This is a genomic window from Nostoc sp. NZL, assembly GCF_015714705.1.
GTDB classification, from domain to species: Bacteria; Cyanobacteriota; Cyanobacteriia; order Cyanobacteriales; family Nostocaceae; genus Nostoc; species Nostoc foliaceum_A.
Map to the genome: position 1 here is coordinate 46,922 of NZ_WBKL01000181.1, position 6,000 is coordinate 52,921.

Annotated in this window: 4 protein-coding genes; 3 read left to right on the forward strand and 1 reads right to left on the reverse strand. The window is 42.2% G+C overall.

What is annotated here, in order from left to right; genetic code table 11:
* Positions 1-277 precede the first annotated feature (277 nt).
* On the forward strand, positions 278-1,399 hold the full coding sequence (gene cax, locus F8R90_RS27265; RefSeq protein WP_196513280.1) for a calcium/proton exchanger: 1,122 nt from the start codon (positions 278-280) through the stop codon (positions 1,397-1,399).
* A 50-nt stretch (positions 1,400-1,449) separates the two neighbouring features.
* Here the strand turns inward: cax and F8R90_RS27270 are convergent, their stop codons facing one another.
* Entirely contained in the window at positions 1,450-2,964 is a 1,515-nt protein-coding gene (locus F8R90_RS27270) for a phenylacetate--CoA ligase family protein (RefSeq protein ID WP_196513281.1), read from the reverse strand.
* A 221-nt stretch (positions 2,965-3,185) separates the two neighbouring features.
* On the opposite strand from F8R90_RS27270, the gene F8R90_RS27275 reads away from it, so the two are divergent.
* Positions 3,186-4,886 carry a serine/threonine-protein kinase gene (locus tag F8R90_RS27275; protein WP_196513282.1) on the forward strand — a complete coding sequence of 567 codons (1,701 nt, stop codon included), beginning with the start codon at positions 3,186-3,188 and terminating at the stop codon, positions 4,884-4,886.
* Positions 4,887-4,936: 50 nt separating this feature from the next.
* On the forward strand, positions 4,937-6,000 hold a 1,064-nt coding region (locus tag F8R90_RS27280), incomplete at its 3' end, for a serine/threonine-protein kinase (protein WP_196513283.1).

Genomic DNA, 6,000 nt, shown 5'->3' on the forward strand with positions numbered 1-6,000 from the left:
AAAACTTTTTGTTACCGAGAATAGGACTTTTCAAACAGCCTTTAATTGTAATGTAATAAGTAACAATTACAGCAGTCAAAGGGATTAATTTATTTACCAGCCTCATCCATCTTTAGCCAGTTAGCAAAGTTTCTCGCAGCAGATAAGATTCTTTAGGCAAAGGAAATTTATCTACTGTAAGTCCTTTAGAAAGTGTTACAGACAAGGAAAATTGCTTCTATTGTGCAATTATTTCAATGAACTAAACGATTGTTATCATTATTAGAGTTATATACTCATGCCAACCGCACTCAAAAATATACAAACTAAAAACCTAATTTCAATAGGTTTGCTAGTTTTCGTTCCTATTGCTATTGTGGCAGAAAAGTTAGAATGGAATGCATTAATAGTATTTGGACTTTCAGCAGTTGCAATTATTCCTTTAGCAGTTTGGCTGAGTCAGGCGACAGAAGAAATTGCTGTAGTTTTAGGGCCTTCTATAGGCGGCTTGTTAAATGCAGTCTTCGGTAATGCAACTGAGCTAATTATTGCTCTAGTAGCTCTCAAAGGAGGCTTGGTAGATATTGTTAAAGCCAGCATTACTGGGACTATTATCAGTAATCTACTGCTGGTAATGGGGCTATCTATGTTTCTGGGAGGGTTACGCTATAAAGAGCAGACTTTTCAGCCAATGGCAGCGCGAGTCAATGGCTCGACAATGACACTAGCAGTAACTGCAATTGTCCTGCCTGCAATGGTAATCACTACATCTAATGTCGTCGAGCAAAGCGCTATTACTAAACTGTCGATTTTTGTAGCAGTTATTTTAATTGTAGTTTATGGTTTTACGCTGTTATTCTCCTTGAAGACTCACAGCTACCTCTACGATGTTGGGGTTGTAGAACTAGAAGGTGTTTCTGAAGACGAGGCTGCCACAGAGCAAGATAAACATTCAAAGCCAAACTTGAGCCTTTGGGTTGGTGTTTTGCTTGTAGCAACGATTGGTATAGCGTTCGTGTCTGAGATTTTTGTCGGTGCGGTTGAAGAGGCAACAAAAGGACTAGGATTGACACCTTTGTTTACCGGAGTAATTTTATTACCACTAGTTGGAGGTGCAGCCGAATATGTAACTGCTGTCCGAGTAGCGATTAAGAACAATATGGATTTGTCAGTATCTGTAGCAATGGGATCAAGTCTACTAGTTGCTTTGTTGGTTGCGCCGCTCCTTGTGCTAGTTGGGCAGGTAATTGGACAACCAATGGATTTAAACTTTAACTTGTTTGAGGTTGTTGCAGTAATCATTGCAGTGGTCATTGCCAACTTAATTAGTTTGGATGGCCGCTCTAACTGGTTAGAGGGGATGTTGCTGCTAGCAACCTATGCTGTACTGGGTGCTGCCTTCTACTTCCATCCAGTTTGAGCGCTAATCGGGCAATGGCGCTGTTATGCTGTTAATTGCGAAACCAAACTCTATTGACGGGTATAACGATGTTTCACCCCAATAGGAAAATATTCAAAATCACCCATTGGGGCTAATGTAACCTGTGGTGTTTGATATTCTGCGGGAACATAATTAGCAAACTCGCTATTTAGGCGGAGCAGTTGTGAAAGAATAGAAGATGCGATCGCTTCTCTTCGATCTTCACTACCCTCTACCCCTGCTCCTAACTCCACAACCACATATAAAAATCGATTCTTATCTGCATCTTCCTTCACCTGCAACACAAATTTACCCGTCACCCATTCTTGAATTCCTGGTTGTTCTAATCCCACCGTCACATTTTCGGGATAGATATTTGCGCCAAAGTAGGAAACTGTAAAGTTAGAACGGCCGAATACATAAACAAAAGGTAGCTGATGAATACCTCTAGGTGATTGTTGAGTGTCAGAACGGAGATTTTCGAGCGGGTTAAATCCCCATTCAGCTAAAAATTGCAGCATGGCATCATAACTAATTATTCCGCCAGTATCCAAGATGTCATAACGCACTAAAGGAATGCCGTTATCTCCCGAAAACAGCAATCCGCCATCTTGAACTTCAAAAAAGCGATTGCAAGGATCGTATTGTACTAGCGTGGGTAAACGCGATTCCCCAAATAAAGCTCTAGCGGCATCGGGATTTTCTGCCAAAAAACGGCGAATGCAGATACTTAACGGTGTTTCATTACCTAAAACTCCCGCATCCGCAGTGCCGTAAAGTGATGCAAAATCATAGCAAGGATTTTGTGAACCAACTCTTTCACCAACTAAACTCCGCCATTCTTCACTAAATACTTCTCCCGCCATCACTAATTTAATCTGATATTGCTGCCACTCCACACCACGGGCGATACCAGTATCAATGACATCTTTTAAAAATGGCGGGTATCCCAATAACACCACTTGTTCAAATGCTGAACCTAATTCTTGGACAACTCGCAAGATTTCTTCTTTGTTGTTACCAGGAGTAATTACAGTGATGGGATAACCTTTGCTAGCAAGATAACGACAGCAATTAGTAGTAAACATCCCACCTACCCAAGTGCCCAAAGTGAAACAAATCACTGCTAGGGTACGTCTGGTATCTGCATAGAAACTATCGTGAAAAATCTGCTCAAAGCGTGTGGCGATTTGGAGTTCATCTGTGAAAAAACGAGGCCAAAATGTCGGTTTACCACTGGAACCTGAAGAAGCAGCTATCATGTCGCACGCTTCTAATTGTCCGTTGCGGCACAAGTCAGCTAAAGGATAACGCAGTATATAATTTTGTTTAGCGATCGCTGGGAGTTTTTGAAACTCCTCCAAGGTTTGAATAGTCGTGGGATTAATTTCCCTTTCTGCTAAAAAAGCCTTGTAAGCTGGTACATTAGCTGCCACATCGTGAAATAAAGTCAACGCTGACGAAGTTTGAGTGTTGAGATGCCGTTGCAGTAGCGTTTCTAGGGGGGTAGACAAAAAATCTTCAAATGCTTTAATTACTTGCTGCTGTCTTGATTTGCGGTTCATGACGCTTGTTATTATCCTGAAGTAGAACCAACACCGTTAAAATAATTTGTAATTCGTAATTCGTAATGACGCTCTCTACGAGACGCTAGAAGCGTAGCTTGCTTCTCTGTAAGAGTACGCGGACTCGCTACCGCTGCGCTAACGTAATTCGTAGGATATCCGAAAATGAGGGTATGCGCGTTGTAGTTACTCAATAAAACCTTAATTTATCCTTCAGCACCATGCAGCTCTATTGCAGTAAACAACACACAAATAATGGTAGTAACCGCTTTTGTACCCATTGTGGTGAGCCATTACCTCTTGGTGTGGGACAGGTTGTGGATAATCGCTATCAAATTATCCGTCATCTAGGGCAGGGCGGCTTTGGACGCACCTATTTGGCTGGGGATATAAGTCAATCCCATCGAACCTGTGTGCTGAAGGAATTTGCACCCCAAGTTCAAGAACATCAAGATTTACAAAAAGCTAAAGAGTTATTTGAGCGAGAAGCCAATGTTCTGAAAAAACTCCAGCATCCGCAAATTCCGCGTTTTCACGCCTCGCTACAAGTGAAAATAGGCACTAAAGATTTTTTCTTTCTAGTGCAAGATTATGTGGATGGTGACAATTACTACCAATTATTAGAACAGCGTGAAAATCAAGGAAAAACCTTCAGTGAAGAGGAAATAATCACTTTACTGCAACAAATTTTACCTGTGTTATCCTACATCCACTCACGAGATGTAGTTCACCGTGATATTTCTCCCGACAATTTAATTTGGCGACGTTCTGATAATCTGCCAGTGCTGATTGATTTTGGTGGTGTCAAGCAATTGCCGGCTTCTCAAGGTTTTTGGCGGACTAAGCTGGCTGAAAATAACACTTTGTTAGGTAAAAAAGGCTACGCACCAGAGGAACAACTACGGCAGGGTAAAGCATTTTTTAGTAGTGATTTATATTCTTTAGCGGTGACATCACTGGTGTTACTCACAGGACAAGAACCGCAAAAATTATACGACAGCTATCAGGGAATTTGGGGTTGGGGAAAGGAAATCCGAGTGAGTCCGCAACTGGAAGCGGTGTTAAAAAAGATGCTGGCTTATAAACCGAGCGATCGCTACCAACGAGCCGAGCAAATCCTCAAAGATTTACCATCGTCAACTGCTAGTAAATCCGCAGGTAGTTATATTACCACCAAGATAAAAACGATGGTCGTTGCTCCAGGAAGACAACGCGCCAGCGCTGTTATGAGTAGATTCCAGAACAAAACGCAAGCGATTGCTAAACCAATATCTTTACCTATTTGGATTCGTCCTTTTGTGATGAGTTTAGGGGGGACAGCTTTAGTTGTCTTAACCGGCGCAGGTGCTTGGGCGGTGGTAAATGCGGTGATTCGAAGCGTAACTTCAATTACTATACCTTCAGTTTCATTACCGCAAATTCCCCAGTTTCCAAATCCGATCGGTAAACCAGTCAGCGACAAAGGAAAAAATAGCAACCTCCAGGAAATTATCAGTCGTCGTCAAGAGCTAGAAATTACTGAAGGATTTTTTATACCCTTTGTAGATAATTTATTTTATACAAAAAAACCGGAATTAAAGGGACGTAGCCTCACATCTAAACCTGAAGACGCTGGTTTACGAGATGAATGGTCTGGTATCGCTGATGATTTGTTGGATAAACTAGAACAGGCTAACCTCAGTACAGCAGCTCGTCGCAAATTGGGGAACTATAGTCAAAAAGATTACGATACATGGAGACGACAAGCGCGATCAGGGCAGTTTGGGAACTATACAATTGATCAACTGACCAAAGACACAAATGAAAAATTTGATCGGTTGTTTCCTGATCAGCAGCGTGGGAAACTGAACCAACAGACTTTTGGTCAAATTTGGTATGCGATCGCAGCTGATCAAGTCAGTAAAGTACAATCTGGCAAGTAACGGGACTGGGCACTGGGGAAGAATAACTAATAATTAATGACTAATAACTAATGACTAAAATATATTGTTCTAAAGGACATGAAAATTCCCCAGGTAGTCGCTTTTGTCTCCAGTGCGGTGAAAAATTGTTGGATACACCCATGAGTTATGGTATCCAACCGGGACTAACTTTAGGCGATCGCTATGTGATTGTACGTCAAATTGGCCAGGGTGGCTTTGGACGCACTTATTTAGCTGAAGATGTCAACCGTTTCCGCGAACTTTGTGTTTTAAAGGAATTTTCCCCCCAAGTTCAAACCGCTTACGTTGTTCAAAAAGCTGAAGAACTGTTTGAGAGAGAAGCAAGTGTTCTTTATAAACTGCAACATCCCCAAATTCCCCGCTTCCGGGAACTGCTTCGCATCAACTTAGGGGGCAAAGAATATCTGTTTTTGGTACAAGATTATGTAGAAGGGGAAACTTACAACTCGTTGTTAGATGCTCGAATAAAGCAAGGTTTGCGCTTTACAGAGGCAGAAGTACGCCAATTATTGCAGCAAATTTTGCCAGTGTTGGAATACATCCACTCACTAGGAGTAATTCATCGAGATATTTCTCCAGATAATTTAATGCTTCGCACTGTTGACAAACTGCCAGTATTAATTGATTTTGGCGGTGTCAAACAAGTAGTAGCAGTAGTTGCTTCCCAATATTACCAACCCGGCGTAGTTGCATCATCCCCATCACCAACCCTATTGGGTAAGATAGGATTTGCGCCCCCAGAACAGATGCAAACTGGGTTAGTATCTCCCCACAGCGACTTGTATGCTTTAGCAGCAACAATGTTGGTTTTACTGACAGGGAAACAACCTCAAGAATTAATTGATACCTACACTCTTAGTTGGCAGTGGCGACGGGAAGTTAGCCTGAGTCAAACTTTGGCAGATGTATTAGATAAAATGCTATCTGCAAGACCAAGCGATCGCTATCAATCAGCCCGTCAAGTACTCCAAGCTATCAACTCGCCCCCAGCTAACTTTCCCCCAACTCAATACCCCAAACCACCACAACCACAACCCACATCCGCCACCGTAGCCGTCTCTCCACCTCCCCCATCCTCCCCATCCCCCTCATC